This is a genomic window from Cobetia sp. 29-18-1, from assembly GCF_029846405.1.
In the GTDB taxonomy this organism is placed as follows: Bacteria; Pseudomonadota; Gammaproteobacteria; order Pseudomonadales; family Halomonadaceae; genus Cobetia; species Cobetia amphilecti.
The window spans coordinates 183,218-203,582 of sequence record NZ_JARWKS010000006.1; the positions used below are offsets into that span (position 1 = coordinate 183,218).

General features: G+C 62.5%; 15 protein-coding genes. 6 read left to right on the forward strand and 9 right to left on the reverse strand.

The genetic code is table 11. From position 1 onward, the window contains the following. Positions 1–255 precede the first annotated feature (255 nt). The 6 genes from QD208_RS06910 to gloB all read right to left on the reverse strand — a co-directional run bounded on the left by QD208_RS06910 (position 256) and on the right by gloB (position 9,095). On the reverse strand, positions 256–1,893 hold the full coding sequence (locus QD208_RS06910) for a dipeptide ABC transporter ATP-binding protein (protein WP_153635678.1): 1,638 nt from the start codon (positions 1,891–1,893) through the stop codon (positions 256–258). Continuing rightward, positions 1,890–2,972: an ABC transporter permease gene (locus QD208_RS06915; RefSeq protein ID WP_279836321.1), complete on the reverse strand. Its 1,083-nt coding sequence runs from the start codon at positions 2,970–2,972 to the stop codon at positions 1,890–1,892. The genes QD208_RS06910 and QD208_RS06915 overlap by 4 nt, the downstream gene beginning before the upstream one ends. Before the next feature lie 88 nt (positions 2,973–3,060). After that, on the reverse strand, positions 3,061–4,149 hold the full coding sequence (gene yejB, locus QD208_RS06920) for a microcin C ABC transporter permease YejB (protein WP_107334889.1): 1,089 nt from the start codon (positions 4,147–4,149) through the stop codon (positions 3,061–3,063). A 185-nt stretch (positions 4,150–4,334) separates the two neighbouring features. Then, positions 4,335–6,320 carry an extracellular solute-binding protein gene (locus QD208_RS06925; protein WP_279836323.1) on the reverse strand — a complete coding sequence of 662 codons (1,986 nt, stop codon included), beginning with the start codon at positions 6,318–6,320 and terminating at the stop codon, positions 4,335–4,337. A gap of 371 nt (positions 6,321–6,691) precedes the next feature. Beyond that, a complete protein-coding gene (locus QD208_RS06930; protein ID WP_279836325.1) occupies positions 6,692–8,098 on the reverse strand; it encodes a LysM peptidoglycan-binding domain-containing protein in 1,407 nt (468 codons plus the stop codon). Positions 8,099–8,306: 208 nt separating this feature from the next. Continuing rightward, complete coding sequence (gene gloB / locus QD208_RS06935) at positions 8,307–9,095, reverse strand: hydroxyacylglutathione hydrolase (RefSeq protein ID WP_107334887.1); 789 nt, start codon at positions 9,093–9,095, stop codon at positions 8,307–8,309. A 748-nt stretch (positions 9,096–9,843) separates the two neighbouring features. Here gloB and QD208_RS06940 point away from each other — a divergent pair. From QD208_RS06940 to nudC, 4 genes are all read left to right on the forward strand, one after another. Beyond that, positions 9,844–10,710, forward strand: a complete 867-nt coding sequence (locus tag QD208_RS06940) for a class I SAM-dependent methyltransferase (protein WP_279836327.1) — start codon at positions 9,844–9,846, stop codon at positions 10,708–10,710. A gap of 341 nt (positions 10,711–11,051) precedes the next feature. Then, entirely contained in the window at positions 11,052–11,486 is a 435-nt protein-coding gene (gene rnhA, locus QD208_RS06945) for a ribonuclease HI (protein ID WP_054556047.1), read from the forward strand. A gap of 149 nt (positions 11,487–11,635) precedes the next feature. Continuing rightward, positions 11,636–12,457, forward strand: a complete 822-nt coding sequence (gene dnaQ, locus QD208_RS06950; RefSeq protein WP_153635682.1) for a DNA polymerase III subunit epsilon — start codon at positions 11,636–11,638, stop codon at positions 12,455–12,457. Beyond that, positions 12,457–13,230, forward strand: a complete 774-nt coding sequence (gene nudC / locus QD208_RS06955) for an NAD(+) diphosphatase (RefSeq protein ID WP_107334885.1) — start codon at positions 12,457–12,459, stop codon at positions 13,228–13,230. Before dnaQ ends, nudC begins: the two co-directional genes overlap by 1 nt. Before the next feature lie 124 nt (positions 13,231–13,354). Here the strand turns inward: nudC and QD208_RS06960 are convergent, their stop codons facing one another. Beyond that, on the reverse strand, positions 13,355–13,672 hold the full coding sequence (locus tag QD208_RS06960) for an SCP2 sterol-binding domain-containing protein (RefSeq protein WP_043332726.1): 318 nt from the start codon (positions 13,670–13,672) through the stop codon (positions 13,355–13,357). A gap of 572 nt (positions 13,673–14,244) precedes the next feature. On the opposite strand from QD208_RS06960, the gene sohB reads away from it, so the two are divergent. After that, complete coding sequence (sohB, locus tag QD208_RS06965; RefSeq protein WP_153635683.1) at positions 14,245–15,348, forward strand: protease SohB; 1,104 nt, start codon at positions 14,245–14,247, stop codon at positions 15,346–15,348. Positions 15,349–15,515: 167 nt separating this feature from the next. Here sohB and QD208_RS06970 read toward each other — a convergent pair whose 3' ends face one another. Then, positions 15,516–15,830, reverse strand: a complete 315-nt coding sequence (locus tag QD208_RS06970; RefSeq protein WP_054556050.1) for a metalloregulator ArsR/SmtB family transcription factor — start codon at positions 15,828–15,830, stop codon at positions 15,516–15,518. 567 nt (positions 15,831–16,397) lie between these two features. Between QD208_RS06970 and QD208_RS06975 the strand changes: the two genes are divergently transcribed. Next, complete coding sequence (locus QD208_RS06975; RefSeq protein ID WP_279836329.1) at positions 16,398–18,368, forward strand: acetate--CoA ligase; 1,971 nt, start codon at positions 16,398–16,400, stop codon at positions 18,366–18,368. A gap of 115 nt (positions 18,369–18,483) precedes the next feature. On the opposite strand, the gene QD208_RS06980 is transcribed toward QD208_RS06975, so the two are convergent. Continuing rightward, positions 18,484–20,085, reverse strand: a complete 1,602-nt coding sequence (locus QD208_RS06980; protein ID WP_279836331.1) for a Na+/H+ antiporter NhaC family protein — start codon at positions 20,083–20,085, stop codon at positions 18,484–18,486. Positions 20,086–20,365: the final 280 nt, after the last annotated feature.

Below are 20,365 nucleotides of genomic sequence, written 5' to 3' on the forward strand. Positions count from 1 at the left end.
CGGTCTGTTGTTATGCAGTGCGCGCAGAACGGCAGTGCGTGGGGCCGCTCGAGAGAGGGCGGGAAGTCATTACACGGTCTCTCGATGGTCGGCCCGCATCTCACTGGATCATATTGAGAACCTTTATTATTTGCAATCGACAAAACGTGCGTCCTGCAACGCAGGGGTGCACTGACTGCAATGCGGCAATGCCCTGCTCATCATCTGTGGCTACCCGAGCAGGGCGATCGGCATGCTATGGCAGAGCAGAGCGTGTCAGGCCAGACCCGCGGCCTGTATCAGGGCGCGCGTATAGTCTTCGCGGGGATTGCCGAGCACTTCTGCCGTCGTGCCCGTCTCCACCAGGCGTCCTTCACGCAACACCATCACTCGATGGGATAGCGCGCGTACCACCGCCAGGTCATGACTGATGAACAGATAGCTCAGGCCTCGGCGTGTCTGGAGTTCACGCAGCAGGGCAATCAGCTGTTTCTGCACGCTGCGGTCCAGTGCCGAGGTGGGCTCATCGAGCACCAGCAGTCTGGGCTCGAGGATCAGGGCGCGCGCCAAGGCAATCCGCTGACGTTGGCCGCCGGAGAACTCGTGGGGATAGCGATCGGCACATACCGAGGGCAGTTCGACTTCCTCCAGCACCTGCGCCACACGCTGGCGAACCTCGTCTTCGCTGAGCGTTGGATGATGAAAGCGCAGACCTTCACTGATGATGTCCGCCACCGGCATGCGTGGCGACAGCGAGCCGTATGGATCCTGGAAGACGATCTGCATCTGACGGCGACGCAGGCGCAGCGTGTTGCGATCCAGCGTATCGATGCGTTCGTTCTCGAGGTGGATCTCGCCCTTGGCGGCCTGCAGCTTCAAGAGCGCCAGGGCGAGTGTCGTCTTGCCGGACCCCGATTCCCCGACCACGCCGAGCGTCTCGCCGCGGGCCAGTGTCAGATCCAGCGGATGAACGGCGACGAAGTCCGCGGGGCGCTTCTGGAACAGCTTCTTGCTGCGAGCGAAGCGCACCTCCAGCTTGCGCGCGGCGAGAACCGGTGTCGCGGCGTCCTCGGCACTCAAGTCGCTGGCGAGGCCTTCGGGTTCGGCGGCCAGCAGCTCGCGGGTGTAATCGGCCTGTGGCGCATCGAATACCTCGTCGACGCGCCCTTGCTCGATGCATTCCCCGTCGCGCATCACGATCACGCGGTCGGCATGACGGCGCACCAGATTGAGGTCATGGCTGATCAGGACCATCGCCATGCCCTGGTCGCGGCGCAGGCGATCCAGCAGCTGGAGTATCTCCTGCTGCACGGTGACATCCAGCGCCGTGGTCGGCTCATCGGCGATCAACAGCGGTGGCTGATTGGCCATCGCCATGGCGATCATCACGCGTTGGCGTTGCCCGCCGGAGAGCTGGTGTGGCCAGGCGTCGATCAACTCCTCGGGACGCGGCAGCTGCACCTGGCAGAGCAGTTCCAGCACGCGCTGGCGGGCGGCATTGCCGCGCAGTCCCTGCTGGAGGCGCAGGCTTTCACTGATCTGTTCGCCGACACGCGTCAGCGGGTTGAGCGAGGTCATCGGCTCCTGGAACACGAAACCGATCTGGCCGCCGCGCACCCGCTGCCACTGGCGTGGCGTCAGGGCGGCGAGATCCAGCGTCTTGCCGTCAGGCCGCGTGAATTCGCGCTGCCCGGTGACATGGGCATGCCCCGGCAGCAGGCCAAGACTCGCCAACAGGCTGACGGACTTGCCCGACCCGGACTCGCCGACGATGGCCAGACATTCCCCCCGTCGGACCTCAAGGGAAAGATGCCTGACGACGGGTGTCTGGCCGAAGCGGATGCAGAGATCGTCGAGTCTCAGCACGCTGGCAGCGGTGCCGGTGTTGTCCGCAGGTGAAGAGGGATGACTCATGCGTTCTGCTCCCGGTCACTGATATGACGTGGGTCGAAGGCATCGCGCAGCCCTTCGCCGATGAAGACCAACAGCGTCAGCATGATGCCGAGGCTAAGGAAGGCGGTCATGCCCAGCCACGGTGCCTGCAGGTTGTTCTTGCCCTGGGCGACCAGCTCGCCCAGCGAGGGTGAGCCTGCTGGCAGGCCGAAGCCAAGAAAATCCAGCGCGGTCAGGGTGGTGATGGCGCCGGTGAACAGGAAGGGGATGAAGGTCAGGGTGGCGACCATCGCGTTGGGCAGCACATGACGCCACATGATCAGCCGCGAGGGCAGACCCATGGCCCGGGCGGCACGCACGTATTCCAGATTGCGAGCGCGCAGGAATTCGGCGCGCACGATATCGACGATGCCCAGCCACGAGAACAGCAACATGATGCCGGTCAGCCACCACAGGTTCGGCTCGACGATGCTGGCGAGAATGATCAACAGGAACAGCACCGGCAGGCCGGACCACACCTCGATCAGACGCTGGCCGATCAGGTCGACCTTGCCGCCGAAGTAGCCCTGCACGCCACCGATCACCACCCCCAGCACCAGCGAGCCCGCCGTCAGTACCAGCGCGAAGATCACCGACAGCCGGAAGCCATAGATGACGCGCGCCAGCACGTCACGGCCCTGATCATCGGTGCCCAGCCAATGACGGCCATTGGGGGCCGACGGCGCCGGAGAGCCCAGATTCAGATCCAGGGTGTCGTAGGAGTAGGGAATCAAGGTGTTGAGCATGAAGCCCTGCGCCTCGATGGCCTCGATCACATAGGGGTCGCGATAGTCGGTGGCGGTGGGCAGGAAGCCGCCGAAGGTGGTCTCCGGATACTCGTGCAGCATCGGCAGATAGGTCTCGCCCTGATACTCGACCAGCAGCGGACGGTCATTGGCGATCAGCTCGGCCCCCAGCGAGAGCACGAACAGCACGCCGAAGATCAGCAGCGACCACCAGGCGCGACGGTTGTCACGAAAGGCCGCCATGCGCCGTCGGGTGATGGGCGACAGGCGTGAGGCGCGCGGGCGTTGCTGCGCCTGCTGGCTTTCGTCGCTCACGTCGTGAGCGGGTGTCTCGTGACGCTTTGTTTCATGAACCGACGTTTCATGAACCGACGTTTCGTGAACCGTTGTCTCGTGGCGCATGTCAGGCCTCCCGTGTCGCGAAGTCGATGCGCGGGTCGATCCACACATACATCAGATCAGAGACCAGCTTCAGGATCAGACCGATCAGGGTATAGAGATACAGGGTGCCGAAGATCAGCGGGTAATCGCGCTGCAGGACAGCCTCGAAGCCGAGCAGTCCCAGGCCGTCGAGGGAGAAGATCACCTCGATCAGCAGCGAGCCGGTGAAGAAGATGCCTACCAGCGCCGCGGGCAGCCCGGCGATGATGATCAGCATGGCGTTGCGGAAGACATGCCCGTAGAGGATGCGGTTCTCGCTGGCCCCCTTGGCGCGTGCCGTCAGGACGTATTGCTTGTGGATCTCGTCCAGGAAGCTGTTCTTGGTCAGCATCGTCAGGGTCGCGAAGCTGCCGATGGCGGAGGCCAGCACGGGCAGGGCGATGTGATGGAAGTAATCCAGAATCTTGCCGGCGGTGGACAGCTCCTCGAAGTCCGGCGAGGTCAGCCCCCTGAGCGGGAACCAGTCCAGATAGCTGCCGCCGGCGAACACCACGATCAACAGGATCGCGAACAGGAAGCCCGGAATGGCGTAGCCGACGATGACGACGCCGGAGGTCCAGATGTCGAAGCGCGAGCCATGCACCAGTGCCTTGCGGATACCCAGCGGGATCGAGACCAGATAGACCAGCAGCGTGGTCCATAGCCCCAGCGAGATGGAGACCGGCAGGCGCTCCAGCATCAGGTCGATCACCGGGCGATCACGGAAGAAGCTGTCGCCGAAATCGAACTGCGCGTAGTCGACGACCATGTCGGTGAAGCGTTCCCAGACCGGCTTGTCGAAGCCGAACTGCTGCTCCAGCTCCTCGATCAAGGCCGGGTCGACCCCTGAGGCGCCGCGATAGGTCGAGGAGCCACCGCCACCGCTGGTGACACCATCACCGCCGCCACTGTTGAGGCGGGTGCTGGCACCGGCACTCATGCCGTCCAGACGTGACATCAGTTGTTCGATCGGGCCACCGGGGGCGGCCTGAACGATCAGAAAATTCAGCAACAGGATTCCGAGCAGCGTCGGAATCATCAACAGAATCCGGCGCAGAATATAGGCACCCAATGGCAATCTCCCTGCGTGCCCCTCATCGCCGGCATCTGATGTGCGGTGCAAGGGACATCGGTTATTGGTGTCGTGGACGCATCAGCAAGGCGTCAGTCCCGCCAGGCGTCTATGCCTGGCATATGCGCCGAGCGTGTTCTTCAGGCTTGCTGAGCAGGCATGTTCACCCGGCTTATTCACCTGGTTCATTCTCCCGGTTCGAGTGATGCATCCTTGTCGGGCTCGATCCACCAGCTGTCCAGGCTCAGCTGGTATTCCGGGAAGGGCTGCGGATAGCCGAACTTGTTCCAGAGCGCGATACGCGTCGCCGCCAGGTGCCACTGGGGCACGACATGGAAGCCCCAACGCAGTACGCGGTCGAGTGCCCGTGTCGCGCTGAGCAGGTCTTCGCGGGTCTGCGCCTGAATCAGGGCATCGGTGAGCGCGTCCACCACCGGGCTTTTCAGCCCGATCAGATTGCGTGAGCCGGCCACGTCGGCATAGTCGCTGGTCCAGTATTCACGCTGCTCGCTGCCGGGGCTGTTGGATTGCGGATAACTGCCGACCACCACGTCGAAGTCGAAGCTGCGACGGCGGTTGATGTACTGATTGACGTCGACGGTGCGAATCCGTGCCTTGATGCCGATGCGCGCCAGATTGCGAATCCACGGCTGGATGATGCGCTCGAACTGGGTGTCGTAGTTGAGCACCTCAAGCGTCAGCGGCTTGCCGCTGCTGCGGCTGACCAGCTGGCCCTTGACCACTTCATAACCCGCTTCGCGCAGCAGTCCCAACGCCTTGCGCAGGCGAGGGCGCAATTCCTGTGGCTCATCGATCGGCAGAGGCTTGTCGAAGACCGCGCTGGGCAGCTCATCCTTGAAGGGCTCAAGCAGCGCGAGTTCCTTGCCGGTGGGCATGCCATCCGCGGCCATGTCCGAATTCTCGAAATAGCTGTGGGTCTGCTGGTAGGCGCCGTAGAAGAGGTTGCGGTTGATCCAGTCGAAGTCGAAGACCAGCGCCAGTGCCTCACGCACTCGCGGGTCCTGGAAGCGCTCGCGGCGCTCGTTGAGCACGAAGCCCTGCATGCCTGCCGGGTTGCTGTCCGGGACTTCCAGCTTCTTCAGGCGGCCCTCGTGCAGCGCGGGAGTGTCGTAGGCGGTTGCCCAGTTCTTGGCGCTGCTTTCGACGTGCAGATCGATGCTGCCGGCCTTGAAGGCTTCCAGCGACACGGTCTGGTCCCGGTAGTAGTCGTAGACCAGCGTCTGGATGTTGTGGCGGCCCTTGTTGACCGGCAGGTCCTTGCCCCAGTAGTCGTCGACACGCTCATAGCGAACCTGGCGGCCGGCGTCCAGAGACGCCATGCGATAGGGGCCGGAACCCAGCGGGAGTTCCAGGGTGGCGCGTGTGAAGTCGCGGCTCTTCCAGTAGTGCTCCGGCAATACCGGCAGCTGGCCGATGATCAGCGGCAATTCGCGCGCGGCGCCTGGCGCCATCTCGAAGCGCACGGTGTCGGCATCGATCACGCTGACACCGGTGACATCGTGGTAGTAGCTCTTGAAGAACGGCAGGCCCTCATCCTTGAGCAGGCGATAGGTGAAGACGACATCTTCGGCAGTCACCGCCACGCCATCGTGAAAGCGCGCCCGAGGGTCGATATCGAATTCGATGGCGCTGCGGTCCTCGGCCAGGCGGACGCCACTGGCCAGCAATCCGTATTCGGTGAAGGGCTCATCAGCGGAGGGGATCATCAGGGTGTCGTAGATCAGTCCGCCGAAGTAATTGAGCCCCGCCACCGAATTGCCCTTGAGGATGAAGGGATTGGTGGAGTCGAAACTGCCGATGGCGGCGCGCGTCATGCGCCCGCCGACCGGCGCCTCTGGATTGACGTAAGGAAAGTGCGTGAAGCCGGGCTTGTGGACGGGCTCGCCGTAGATGGCCAGGCCATGCACGGTCGGGACGTCCAGCGGTGTCTGCACGTTCGAGGTGGGGATACTGGTTGCCTGCGCGCTGGTTGCCTGCGTGCCTGACGCCGTCTCGGCGCTGGGGCGTGAATCGGCAGATTGCTCGCTATTCGCATTGGGCTCAGCCGCGTTGGCCGTGGCAGTGAACGAGCCGCTCACCATCAGCGCCCCCAGGCATAGCGCACGTAGCGCGGCCCAGCGACGGTGGGTGAGTGAAGAAACACGCTGCATCGAAGACTTCCTTGACTGAATGACCCGGGCCTCGCGGCCGTGATGAAATGACCGGCATCTGGGCAGCGGCTGGTTTGCGCCTGACTCGCCATCAACTCCGCTGGCTTGGGTGGCCTCAGCGGCTGACTGCAAAGCTGTCGACCGTGAGCTGCGATGAGCTGATGGAGAACTGCAGAAGCGGTGCAGCAGGTGCACGCCACGCGCCGGGCTGCGGCCGGTCTCCTTGCATCGACCCCGCCAAGAGTAACGAAGTTCCCTGTCAGCGGCCATGCTGCGGCGTTTGAATCGCAAACGCCCCCACCATCACGGATGGCAGGGGCGTTGAGGAATCGCCTATCAAGCGTCGTGCAACGACGCGTGAATCGACTGACTCAGTTGGCGCTGTAAAGGGTCAACATCTGACCGGGGCGCAGGTAATCCGCAGATGACAGCTTGTTCCAGCGCGCGAGCTGGCGAGTGCTGACATTGTGACGTGCGGCGATCAATGACAGGGAATCGCCACTCTTCACGCGCACCTTCTTCTCGCCGTTGGCCGAGGCCAGCTGGGTGGCCACCGAGGCGCCGCGGTCCGGCACCATCAGTGCCTGGCCGATGCGGATGGTGTTGCCCGAGAGGCGGTTTTTCTGCTTCAGTTCGGACAGCGTCAGGCCATTGCGGCGCGCGATGACGGACAGGGTGTCGCCGCGCTTGACGCGATAGCTGGCCCAGCTCTGGCGCGCTTTTTCAGGCAGCGTGGCCAGCTGGCTGAGGAAGGTGTCGCGGGCGGTGGCGGGAATCACCAGCGAGCTGTCACCCGGCGTGGTGGCCCAGCGCTTGTAGGCCGGGTTCAGGGCGCGCAGCTCGTCTTCGCTGATGCCGGCCAGCTTGGCGGCGGTGGACAGGTCCAGTTGTCCGCCCGTCTCGACGGCCGCGATTTCCGGCCTGTCGTCAATCTTCGGCAACGAGAGCCCATATTCCTCAGGGTCGCGAATCACCGCGGCCAGTGCCAGAAGCTTCGGCACGTATTCCATGGTCTCGTTGGGCAGCTTGATGTTCCAGTAATCCTCATCGCCACCGGCGCGGCGGCGTGCACGATTCACGGTGCCGGCACCGGCATTGTAGGCGGCCAGCGCCAGCTCCCAGTCGCCGTCATACCAGCGCTCGCCCTGGGTTTCCAGGTAATCCAACGCGGCATCCGTGGACAGCAACACGTCCTTGCGACCGTCATACCAGCGGTTGCGTGTCAGCCCCATGGCGTCACCGGTGCGCGGCATGAACTGCCACATGCCGGTCGCACCGCCCGGATGCGCGGCATCCGGATCGTAGGCGCTCTCGATGAAGGGCAGCAGTGCCAGCTCTGCCGGCAGGCCGCGTGCTTCGGTGCGCAGTGTCACGTAGCGAATCCAGGGGCGGGCCTGTTCCGCGATACGCTCCACGTGGTGGGGGTGCTCCTGATACCAGCTGATCCATTTGCGCACGCGTGGGCGACCGGTGTCCTGCTGCAGCTGATAGCCGGCGCGCAGGCGCTCCCAGACGTCGTCGTAGTGCGCGGGAATGGCGTCGACGGCCTCCATGAAGTTCAGCGGGGCGCGCTGATATTTACTGGTGGGCGAGACCCCGGACACCATCGCTGAATTGGCGCTGGCGGTCAGCGGCATCAGGCACAGGGTGGCACCCAGAGAGGCGAGGCCAATCAGGTGACGCAGTCGAGCCGGACGGAAGGGGGCCTGGGTCGGAGTGACACGACACGGCGTGTCGGCGGCCATCTGGCCGTCGGTACGGAGGTCTTGCTGATGCATTGACGAAATACTCTCTGGCGAGCCGCGGCTGGATGGGTCAGCAGCGGCTCGGCTGGCCGGTCATGCCGGCACGAATCAGTGACTGCGGGGGCTGATCGAGATCAGGATTGTTCTCGACCCGCTGTCACGCGAAATGCCATTCACGCCGCGCTCCAACCGCTCACCTGGGTGGCGTCGGAACGGGGGCAATGGCACGCGGGCAGCAGGGCTAGAAGTTGTCCTTCCACTGACGCAGTGCCGTGAAGGCCGCCAGTGGGGAATCTTCCTGACCCGAGGGTGCCGAGAGGCGTCCTTCCTGCTCGAGGTGGCGTTGCAGCGCCACCTCATCACTGCGCAGGAACGGATTGATCTGCTTTTCTCGGCCGATGAGGGTGGGCAGCGTGGGGCGGCCCAGTGAACGCAGCTGTTCACATTCTGCGTTGAGGGTGTCTCGCGCGGGGTTGTTCGGCTCGGCGGCACTGGCGAAGGCCAGGTTGGCCAGCGTGTACTCGTGTGCCGGGAAGACGAGCGTCTCTTCCGGCAGAGCGGCGAGGCGCGACAAGGAGTGATGCATCTGCTCCGGCGTGCCCTCAAACAGGCGACCGCAACCGCCACTGAACAGGGTGTCGCCGCAGAACAGCAGCCCCGGCATGCCGGAGCTGACGAAGGCGATGTGATCCAGGGTATGGCCCGGCACTTCCATCACCTCGAAGAGGCGGCCCTGCAGGCGGAAGCTGTCGCCATCGCCGACACGCTCGTCGATACCGTGGATGGCCGGATTGTGCGGGCCAACCACGCGAGGTTGATAGCGTTCGATCAGCTCCGGCAGGCCGCCGGTGTGATCCTGGTGGTGATGGGTGATGAGGATGGTGTCGAGGGTCAGGCCTCTGGACTCCAGGGCCTCCATCACCGGGCGTGCATCACCGGGGTCGACGACCGCCACGCGGGGGTTGTCGTCGCTCTGTATCAACCAGATGTAGTTGTCCTGAAAGGCCGCTATGGGCGTTACGCTCATCATGGTGGTCAGGTGCTCTTGATGTCTTGCAGTCGTCGATCGAAGCAATGACAGGCCAGTGACGCTAAAAGGGGCTTCATACGTCCTCGCCGAGGAATCGGCCAGGCTGAAGCAGATGAACATGGCATGTCATCGTCGCCTGCAATGCTGATGGGCAAGCGGTTCCATCGACTCCTTACTGAGAGTTAGTTGTCGAAAGCAGCATAAAGTCATGCTCAGAGACGGCTCAGGATGGTCGTGCTCCTGGCCGCTCCCCTGGCCGCGTATGTGGGCGGGAGGGGCAATCCGTATGCTCTATGATCGACAACGCATATTTATGGGACATTCGCAGGATGTTGGGCAACACCCTGCTTCACTCTATCCTGAGTGTCGGGCCGGGCGTGTCGAGATGCTCGGTGCCCGCAGTCCTGTTCAAGACTCGCTTGTCGGCATTTCGTTCCCGGTCAGGCTCGCCATGTGCGATCAGGCGCCGAGTGGCTGACGCAGAGCCCAACAAGAAGAGTCCTGCAGGAAAAGTCACGACTGGCCGCCGGTGCCAAAGTCCATGAGCGCCATCAATCGCAAGGCCAATAGCCAGCACGATGATGCCCAGTGGATTGATTCGTGGCGGGAATCTGAATTTTCCGGATAACAAGCCTGACGAGCCAGCAGGTAAGTGTCAAACCTCTTATGGTGTGAGAATGTAGACAAGTGTCAAAGCCTGTCTATGCCGTGGGGAGTGTCTCCCCGCCTGAAGCCCGGGAGATGCAAGATGTGGAAAGGCCCCTTTGGTGTGAATGACTCCGGTGCGGACAAGGCCAGCGCGTCCCTGACCGCCGAGGAGCGCCAGCGCCAGCATGCGCGCCAATTGAGTGCCCATGTGCGCGCCATGCGTGCCTTTTTCGAGGGTCCGGATGGGCAGGACATCCTGACGGCGGAGCGCGAGATGCTGTCACCGCTGTTCGAGCGCTGCTTCGGTTTTCACAGCCTGAACCTGGGCCCGGGGGGCAATGACCTCCTGTCACTCTCCGCCATCCGCCATGCCATCCAATGGAGCCCCGAGGCGGCGCTTGCCGAGTCGCCTTCCACCTTGATCTGCCCGCTGACGCAGCTGGCTTTGCCGGACGAGAGCATGGATCTGGTGATGCTCCACCATTTACTGGAGGTCGCGCCGGAGCCGCACCGACTGCTGCGTGAGGCGGCCCGCGTGCTGCGCTCCAGTGGCTGTCTGGTCATCGTCGCCTGGCAGCCGTTCTCCGGTGAGGGGCTGCTGCGTCTGGACCCGCGCCGTCGTCACATCACTCCCTGGGAGGGAAGCTGGCGGACGCCGGCGGCCCTGCGCGATTGGCTGGCCTTCGTGGATTTCGAGATCGAGCGTATCGACTATGCCGGCTTCCACCTGCCGGGGTTACGCCTGCGACACGGTTGGCTTGAACGCATGGGGCGCCGCTACAACCTGCCGCTGGGCAGCCTGATGTTGATACGGGCGCGGCGCAATGTCGGGTACGTGCAACCCTTGAATGCCAAGCGACCGCGAGTCGCCATCCCCGGTGTCTCCATCGGCCAGGCCACGCGGGTGCATTCCCGGGAGGGGCATGTGAAGCGTGAGTCGCGCAGAGATCTGTCCGAGCGTGGCTAGCTCGAGGGCTCCCTTTTCTTCAAGGCTTCAGTCTGGCGGAAGCTGTAAAAAAACACAGGGACTTTGGCCATGCTGCATGCGAGTGGGTAGAATGGCGCTCATTGTGGCGAGGCCTGCTGTTGCCTAGCGACGGCTACCGGAGAGTGATTGTCAGGGGGCGGTTTCCAAGCCCCGCCTCTGCGGGCCAGGCTTGCCCCTGTCGTGACAGCCAGCGCCGTCGCACTTGCCCGTCTTCGTTTCCTTTGTCGAGAGTGCCGTTTGTGAGCCAGAGTGCATCCACGCCCGAATCCCAGAATCCCTCCGCTGCTGCGACGTCCGAATCCAAGGCGGCGCCGACTCGCGTGGTCATCCACACCGATGGTGCCTGTCGTGGCAACCCGGGTCCGGGTGGCTGGGGCGCGATTCTGGTCAGTGGCAAGCATCGCAAGGAACTCAATGGCAGCGAGGCCCAGACGACCAACAATCGGATGGAGATGATGGCGGCGGTCGAGGCGCTCACTGCGCTCACCAAGCGCTGTCAGGTGGTGCTGTGGACCGACTCCGAATACGTCAAGAACGGCATCACCAAGTGGGTGCATGGCTGGGTCAAGCGCGGTTGGAAGACGGCAGCCAAGCAGCCGGTCAAGAATGAAGATCTGTGGAAGGCACTGCTGGCCCAGAGTGAGCGTCATGATATCGAGTGGCGCTGGGTCAAGGGTCATAGCGGCGATGAGGGCAACGAGCGCGCCGATGCGCTGGCCAACGAGGCCATCGACGAGATGCAGCGCCGCCGCTGAGTGCCTCGGCTGGCAGGTACACCGAGCGTGGTGGCCAGCCGTGTTTGAGCACGGACATGCAGGATCCGATATTGAGGCACCCTGATGCGCGGCCCGAAGCTTGAGGCGGATCGATCAGGGAGCTGTCACTGTTTACCAAGAGGTCTGAGATGCGTCAGATTATTCTCGATACCGAAACGACAGGTATCGATCCGAAGGAAGGCCATCGCCTGATCGAGATCGGCGCGGTGGAGATGATCAACCGCCGCCTGACCGGACGCACCTACCATCAGTACGTCAATCCTGAGCGCTTGATCGATGCAGAGGCGATCGGGGTACACGGCATCACCGATGAGCGAGTCGCCAACGAGCCGGTCTTCGCCGAGATTGCCGATGCCTTCTGGGACTTCATCAAGGGTGCCCAGCTGGTCATCCACAATGCGCCCTTCGATGTGGGCTTCATCGATCACGAATTCGGGCTGATCAATTCCGGGCGTGCCAACCCGTTGGGCCCGGTCGCCGATCACTGCGCCATTCTCGATACCCTGAAGCTGGCCCGAGAGAAGCACCCCGGACAGCGCAACAACCTGGATGCGCTGTGCAAGCGCTACGATATCGACAACGGGCATCGTGTGCTGCACGGCGCCTTGCTGGATGCCGAGATTCTCGGCGATGTCTATCTGGCGATGACCGGTGGCCAGACGGCGCTGGGCCTGGACGTGATAGAGGAAGGCGATGGCGAGGAGGGCGGTATCGTCGGGGTTCGTCGCCTGCGTGCCGATCGCCCACGTCTGGTCACGCCTGGGCTTTCCGCGCTGGAACTTGAGCGTCACTCGGCCTGGTGTGAAGAGATTCGCGGCAAGGCGGATGAGTGCCTGTTCGATCGCCTCTCGATCGATGCCTTGGGCAGTCTTGATAGTGCCAGTCTTGATGGCGCCACTCTTGAGGGTGCCAGTCTGGACAGCCGAGGCAACCGCGGAGACGACGCCTGATGTTGATTCGTGATCTCTCGCGTGTGACCCAGCGCCATGGTTATCTGATTCGCGTGGGGCGTGATGGCGTGGCACCTGCGCCGGATGGCGGCATCATCCAGCCCATCGCGGACTGGCCCAGCGGCGCCGTGGCCCTCGGGGAATGGCAGGGCGCGCCGATTGCGGTGTTCGGTGAGAATGGCAGTGCCGACTGGCCCGCCGCACGTCAGTGGCTGCATACGCTGCCACGTGATCAGTTTCCGCTGCTTTCCAGTGCGTTGCAGGTGCTCAAATGGCTGCGCGACCATCGATTCTGTGGCCGTTGTGGCAAGCGCATGAAGCGACTGGAGCATGAATTCGCCATGCACTGCACCGGTTGTCAGCATCGCAGCTACCCGCGTATCTCGCCGTGCATCATCACGCTGATCACCCGGGGCCGCGAGATGTTGCTGGCCCGCAGTCCGCGCTTCGGGCCGGGCATGTATTCGACCCTGGCGGGCTTCATCGAAGCCGGTGAAAGTGCCGAGGAAGCCGTGCGGCGTGAGGTGCACGAGGAAGTCGGTGTCGAGGTCGGGCGAGTCAGCTATTTCCAGAGCCAGTCGTGGCCGTTCCCGCACTCGTTCATGCTGGGCTACTACGCGGAATATGCCGGTGGCGACATCACCATCGATGGTGTCGAGATCGAGGATGCCCAGTGGTTCACGCCGGAAGACTTGCCGGGGCTGCCACCGAAGTTCTCGATCTCGCATGCCTTGATCGACAACTTCCTGCGCTCGGTCGCGACGGGCCGCTGATAGTGCGCGCCTCTCCCCAAAGAAAGCGCCCCGACCATTGGTCGGGGCGTTTTCTTTGGCTGGTGCATAAAGCGAACCTTACCATCGGGCTTGTTCGCAACGATGCACCTGCTCAAGCAGACGCTTACTTGTTCGGGAACAGAGACGTCAGCTTGGTGGCCAGCATGATGTTGCCGGTGGCTTTCAGGCGGCCTGTCATGAAGGCCTGCATGCCGTCGACTTCGCCCTTCATCACGCCCTTGAGGGTATCGCTGTCGGTGCTCAGGGTCACGGACGGGTCATCGTGCTCACCTTCGCCGACGTCCAGAGTGCCGTCCTTGACGACCATGTAGTAGTCATCGCTGTCGGTGATGTTGAATTGAAAGACCTCATCCATGCCCTTGGCAGCTTCGGGGTTGAAACGGCTCTTGAGCATGTCGATGACGGCGTTGGCGTCGGCCATGGTGATATTCCTTGTCAGTGCTAGCGGTGGAGAAAGGCCAATGATCACGGGGAAAGATGACGTGCATGGCAAGGGGGAAGGTGTCGTTCATCACCTTGCTCACCATGAAGTGATCACGCTGCTGACCTTCAAGACTGACATCAGACTATTTCAAACGAGCGTTCCAATCAAGTCGTGTGATCGATCTGGCGTGTTCCGCGCTTCAGCGCCCAGCTCTGAACCTGTAGAAGTAACGTGCAGAGATAATGTGCAGAAGTAGCGTACAGAGACAACGTACGGATGGCATCCAGGCCACCTTGAGAGCCCGCGCAGGCGGTACGCCAGTCCCATGACAATACGAGTAGTATGAAATCTACCCAAGCGCTTGCCAGCCTTGCAGGCGGGCAAGCTTGCCCCCATATCGAGTACCATCCCGCACCGGCCCTTTAGCCGGTGATTTCGTTATGGGGTCCTGGTCGTGTGGCAGATGCCTTGACCTTCTGCCTGACAACCATGCACTCGAGAGCGAGCGTTCGCCGCTCACGTGCAGGCGAGAGATCAGACACCTTCTTCAATGTTTCAGGAGCAAGTGCATGCAATGGATTTCACAGTACGGCCTATTTCTGGCCCAGGCGATCACCGTAGTGGTCGCGATCGCGGCCATCGTGCTCATCATTGCACGTGCACGACAGGGGGAAGCGGGGGAGCGCCAGCCCAAGCTGAAGATTCGTCCCTGGCATGAGCGCATCAAGGGCTATCAACGCGAATTGAGCCACGCCGGCCTGGAAGAGGCCGAGTACGCCGCCAAGGAGAAGGCGCGGGCCAAGAAGCACAAGCAGGAAGCCAAGGCGCTTAAGAAATCGCTCAAGGCCAAGGCGAAAGCCAACAAGGGCGACAATGCGGACAAGGACGATGCGCCGGCCAGTACGCGTGGGCGTCGGGTCTTCGTGCTCGACTTCGTCGGCGACATCAAGGCCAGCGGTGTGGAAAGCCTGGCGGAGCAGATCACGGCACTGGAAGGCGTGCTGGGTCAGCAGGATGAGGTCGTGCTGCGACTGGAGTCCGGTGGTGGCCTGGTGCATGCCTATGGCCTGGCCGCGGCACAGCTGGACCGTCTGCGTGCCAGTGGCGCGCGCCTGACGATCACGGTCGACAAGGTCGCGGCCAGTGGCGGCTACATGATGGCCTGTGCGGCGGACCACGTGGTGGCAGCGCCCTTTGCGGTCATCGGCTCGATCGGTGTCGTGGCGCAGGTGCCCAATGTGCACCGTCTGCTCAAGAAGCATGATGTGGATGTCGAGATTCTGACGGCGGGGCGTTACAAGCGCACCTTGACCATGCTCGGCGAGAACAGTGAAGAAGGGCGTGAGAAGTTCCTGTCGGACCTGGCGCGCACCCATGAGCTGTTCAAGCAGCATGTCGGCAGCCGTCGCCCGCAATTGGACGTCGAGGCAGTGTCCCAGGGTGATATCTGGTATGGCAGTGAGGCCATCGATATCGGTCTGATCGACGAGGTCGGTACCAGTCAGGCGTTGCTGGCACGCTATCTGAAGGAAGAGGTCAAGATCTTCGAGGTGAGTCTCGAGAAGCCGCGCCGCGTGATGGACCGTTTCGGCAAGGGCGTGACTTCGAGTCTGGATCGTGTGCTGGATCGCGTGCTGGAGCGCAATGCGGAGTCGCGCTGGCATCAGCAATAAGCGACAGATTGCCGTCGCGGGCGAAGAGAAGAGGCTTGGAAGGCCATTCCGTGGCCTGCCCGATCTTGTTGGAGTCGGCGAGTGATACAGATGTCTAGCGGGTCACGATCAGCGTGACTCAGCGACATTCCCCTCAAAGGGCGTCAGTCACCGGCTGGCGCCCTTTTTCAGTTATAGAGGTCCTGCAGGGCACGAATGACACCTGCGGCATTGGGGCCTTGCAGCGAATAGTAGATGGTCTGCGAAGCGCGGCGCGTCCGCACCATGCCTTCACGACGCAGAATCGCCAGATGCTGCGACAGCGCGGACTGCGACAGTTCCAGGCGCGAGTTGAGCTCGCTCACCGACATTTCGCTGTCGCTGAGCAGGCACAGGATGCGCAGGCGGTTCTCGTTGCCCATCGCCTTGAGCAGGGCAGTGGCTTCTTCGATGACGCGGTCACCGGCCTGGTGCAGGGTGATGGCATCGCTGGACACTGGCATGGGGTTATTCCTTGCAGCTGTAGAAAGTGTTGCGTTCATGCGGTCTCTCCCGGTCGGTCTATCTTGGTGCATCCCGAGGGACGCAATGGGCCATTGGCATGTTGTTATGACCTAACCTTGTTTTAGTGAATGATCAATAACTCCGCGTGCTACGTCCAAGACAATCTTAAACGATAAATCATCGACTTTGTCGTTCTCAGGCTTTGACTTTTTGTCGCATCTGCTGTGAGACCGCGTTCAAGCGTATGTTTTATTGCGCGAATGACGCCTTTCATGCTGTCAGGTCGTCTGCGACCAAGGATTGAGTATAAGACCATCAGACGCTGAAAACGGTGAGCCGAGCACGTTTGAAGGGCGATTTTTGGCCTAAGGTTTCAACGTAACTATCGGTTCAGGTGTCTCTGTACTGCCTGTCCTTCCTCCATCGTCGTCTGTCGCATCGCCGTTGGCGAGCGACATCAATGACGACATGAAAAGAGGTCCGGTCAACGGGCCCCGGAGACAAGGCCTTGCGTCAGGGCAGGCAAGAGATGCCCACAAAGCCATTCGTGGATCACGAGGTACGCCATGCCCGACGCCAATCACTCCTGTGCACGCGAGCGTTATCTAGCTCTGACGGCGAGAGCCAACGAGACGCCAGAAGACTTCTGGGCTGAGCAGGCGCAACGCATCGCCTGGTTTCGCCCGCCGCAGACCATTCTGGCCTGGGATGAGCAACAGCATGCACGCTGGTTCATCGATGGCGAGATGAACATCTGCCATGCCGCGCTGGATCATCATGTCGCCAATGGGCGCGCGGATCAGGTCGCGTTGTACTGGGATTCGCCGGTCACCCAGAGCAAGCGGCAGTACACGTTTCGTGAGCTGCGTGATGAGGTGGCCCTGTTGGCGGGGGCATTGCGCAATCTCGGGGTGGAGAAGGGCGACCGTGTCGTGCTCTACATGCCGATGGTCGCCGAGGCCATGATGGCGATGCTGGCCTGTGCACGTCTCGGGGCGGTGCATTCAGTGGTCTTCGGCGGCTTTTCCCCCAAGGAGCTGGCGGTACGTATCGATGACGCCGCGCCCAAGGTGATCATGGCGGCGTCCTGCGGGGTGGAAGTCGATCGCATCATTCCCTACAAGCCCTGGCTGGATGAAGCCATCGAGCTTGCCGAGCATACCCCGCAAGCCTGTCTGATCCTGCAGCGTGAACAGCAGCGGGCGACACTCGGGCCGCGTGATCATGACTGGCATGAATGTCTGGCCAGCGCCCAGGCCACCGAAGCGGTCAGCATGCTGGGCAGCGAACCTCTCTATGTCCTCTATACCTCCGGCACCACCGGCAAGCCCAAGGGAGTGGTGCGTGATCACGCCGGTTACGCCGTGGCGCTGCATTATTCAATGGAGCTTCTCTATGCGACCCGCCCCGGGGATACCTTCATGGCGGCCTCGGACATCGGCTGGGTCGTCGGGCACTCCTATATCGTCTATGGCCCGCTGCTGATGGGGGCCAGTACCGTCATGTATGAGGGCAAGCCGGTCAAGACCCCGGATGCCGGAGCCTTCTGGCGCTTGATCGAGGAATACCGCATCAACTGCTTCTTCACTGCGCCGACGGCGTTTCGTGCCATGAAGAAGGAAGACCCGGAAGCCAGTCATATGGCCAATTACGACCTTTCCAGCCTGCGCAGTCTGTTCCTGGCCGGAGAGCGACTGGACCCGCCGACCTATCACTGGCTCGCCGATCTCCTGCCGGTGCCGGTCGTCGATCACTGGTGGCAGACCGAAACCGGCTGGCCCATCGCCGGCAACCTGCTGGGCCTCGACATGTTCACCGAAGGCAGCCGCGAGGTGAAGGCGCCGGCCGAGGCGCGTGCCGGTAGCGCCACCTGGCCGTTGCCGGGCTTCAATGTGCAGATTCTCGATGGCATGGGGGATGAGGTGCCCATGGGAGAGCAGGGCAATGTCGTGCTGCGTCAGCCGCTGCCGCCGGGCTGCCTGACCGGACTCTATCAGGACCCCGGACGCTTCCATGCTGCCTATCTTGCCGCCTACCCCGGCTATTACCTGTCCGGTGATGGCGGCTACTTCGATGAGCAGGGCTATCTGTTCGTGATGGGACGCATTGACGATGTCATCAACGTGGCGGGGCATCGCCTGTCGACGGGTGAAATGGAGCAGGTGCTCGGTGCACATGCCGCGATCGCGGAATGTGCGGTGATCGGCATCGAGGATTCGCTCAAGGGCGAGATGCCGTTGGGACTGGTGATTCTCAAGGATGGCTGGCAGGGGGATGAAGCCAGCCTGTGCGCCGAGCTTGCCCAGCGGATACGCCAGGAAATCGGGGCCTTTGCCTCGCTCAAGGAGGTGCTGATCGTCGAGCGTCTACCCAAGACGCGCTCAGGCAAGATACTACGCAAGATGATCCGTCAGATCGCCGCGGGCGAGCAATACCAGGTGCCCTCGACGATAGATGACCCCTCAAGCCTGGAAGATGTGCGTGAGGCGCTGAGCGAGGCGGGCGTCGGTCAGGCGAGTGAGGCACGTAGCGCGTGAGTCGAAGAAGTGATATCGCGGACGCATGACGCGGCCCGCGCTGCTCCAATAATGAAAAAGCCCCCGCCATGAGACATGGCGGGGGCTTTTTTTCAGCAAGGCAGCGATTATTGCATCAGGTGCGTGCCACGACCGGATTGGCCATCTCGCGGCGTGCAAGCCAGGCAATGCTGATGACCAGCAGACCCGCCAGGCTCAACCAGCCGAACAGGGTACTGTCGGTCAGGCCCATCACCAGGTAAGCGATCAGCGAGATAGCGGCACCCAGCAGGGCGTAGGGCAACTGGGTCATCACGTGATCGATGTGATGGCAGCTGGCCCCCGTCGAGGACAGGATGGTGGTGTCGGAAATCGGCGAGCAGTGATCCCCGAACACGGAGCCGGCCAGCACCGCGCCCATCATCGGCAACATCATGGCGAGCTCGGTGGCGGCCGCCATGTCACCGGCGATGGGCAGCATGATGCCGAAGGTGCCCCAGCTGGTGCCGGTGGCAAAGGCCATCAGGCCGGAGAGCACGAACAGCAGCATCGGCAGCCAGGTTGGAGACACGACGCCCTCGACCAGCGTGGCCAGGTACTGGCCGGTTCCCAGAGAGCCGATGATGCCGGTCAGCAACCAGGCGAAGACGAGGATATAGACGGCCGGCAGCATGGAGCTGGCGCCCTGGGCGATGGCGCTCAGGCTGCGACCAGCGCCCATGCGATGACGCAGCAGCATCACTACCGCGGCCAGCAGGCCGATGGCGCCGCCGGTGATCAGCGACTTGGCGACATCCGTCAGCTCGAAGGCGCGAATCAGGCCGAAGGCCTCACCCTCGGCGGCCAGTGCGCTGGCGCCGGTCTGCACGATCATGAAGAAGGTCGCGATGACCAGCACGATGATCGGGATCAGCAGGTCCATGGGGCGGCCACGCTCGGATTCTTCCACGTGAGTGTTGCCCGGCGGATTGCCGCGCTTGGCATCGAAAAGCTCACCGTCGCGCGCCGCGATGGCATGACGGCGCATGGCACCGAAGTTGATGTCGAACCACGCCGAGGCGATCACCAGCACCAGCGCCGCAATCGCGTAGTAGTTGAGGGCGGACAGCTCGAGGAAGGCACCGAACGGACTCACATCCGTGATGTGGTGCGTCGCCAGGATTCCGGCGATCAGGCTGATGATGTAGGCACCCCAGCTCGAGATCGGCGTCAACACGCAGATGGGCGCGGCGGTGGAATCGATCAGATAGGCTAGGCGCGCGCGCGACAGCCCCTGACGATCGGTCAGCGGACGACAGATATTGCCCACTGCCAGACTATTGAAATAATCATCGATGAAGATGAATACCCCCAGCAGCACGGTCATCAGCTGCGAGCCACGGCGGGTAGTGACACGCGCCCGCGCCCAGTTGCCGAAGGCACGGGTGCCGCCTGCCAGCGTGATCACGCCGACCATGGCTCCCAGTGCCAGCAGGAACAGCAGGATATAGACGTTCCAGCTGTTGAGGCTGGCCTCGGCAAGCTGACCGCTGTCCGGCATCTCGATGAAGACGGCCACCAGCTGCTGCCAGAGATAGTGCAGCGTGACGAGCGGCGAGAAATCATTCAGCAGCAGGGCGCCTGACACGATACCCAGCCCGAGGGAGAGCATGACACGACGTGTCAGTATTGCGAGACCGATGGCTATGATCGGGGCGAGCAGCGAAAGCGGGGACGCCGCGTAGCTGGTCAGTTCCATGTATCACCTGTAATCAAAGGCAGGCGCCGGGACAAAGCGCGCTACCGGGTGCCGTTATGGCGGTTATGGTGCGTGGGTGTCAGGGAGTTGCACCGCCTGATCGCAGCGCACACTCGCGGGATCGCCGTTGCGCAACGGCAATCGATGAGTCGCGAGCCTGCGCCCGATAAGTCCTGGGCCGCCACTGGCAGGCGGCGACTTCCGGAAGGGGGCGCATTATGCCCGAGCCAAACAAGACGTGAAACATTACCGTGTTCATCTAAAGTCTAGGTGGCAGTGA